A 703-nucleotide genomic window follows, 5' to 3' on the forward strand; every position below is an offset into this window, starting at 1 on the left:
CGGCGTACCACGCGTTGGGCGTGGACGAGGCAGCGTTGGATTTTCGTGGTCGGCCAGCACTTTTTGATTGCGCTGTATGCGCCTTGGCCGCCGTCGATGACGGCGATCAGTGGTGGGCAGATGCGTTCAAGCAGCAGTTGGTAGTCGCGGGTGGTTTCGTGTTTGCACCAGTGCCAGGCGATGACGTGGTCGACGGTCGCTGCGACGATCAAGCAGCCACCGGCGGTGTAGGTGCCGTCGAGGAAGATCTGGTCGTAGACCCGCTTGTCGTGGCCGGCGGTGGGGTCAGGCACATCAACGAGCCAGCACCACTTGAAGCGCCGCTTCATGGTGGCTCGGCTAACACCGTTTCGTTTGGCTAGGTCGTCGAGTGATATTGCGGTGGTGCAATGCTCGATGAACTGGGTGAACACTGACGTGTTGGTGATGTCGTTTCGGTGTTTCACGCTGGAGGCGCCGCATTGTTTGCAGCGCCATCTGGTGGTGCCTTTGCTGGTGGTGCCGTTGCGTTTCATTTCACCGCCGCAGTAGCAGCGAGGTTGGTTCTTTGACATTGCGACACCACACCACGCCGCACATAGCACACCAACGCTGCCACACCGTGGATTTCCCGGCCTGAGGCCAGATATATGCTCCCGGAGCATATACTTTCCTGAAACCTACAGGTCAACCCCTGAAAATCGGCGATTCCGGACACACTTTT

General features: G+C 58.7%; 1 protein-coding gene. It reads right to left on the reverse strand.

Annotated elements, in window-relative coordinates:
* Positions 1 to 554 (reverse strand): transposase-like zinc-binding domain-containing protein (locus QP997_RS09730; protein ID WP_502870459.1); only part of this gene is annotated, 554 nt, incomplete at its 3' end.
* Between the last annotated feature and the right edge of the window lie 149 nt (positions 555 to 703).

The organism is Corynebacterium sp. MSK039, from assembly GCF_030232315.1.
Taxonomy (GTDB): Bacteria; Actinomycetota; Actinomycetes; order Mycobacteriales; family Mycobacteriaceae; genus Corynebacterium.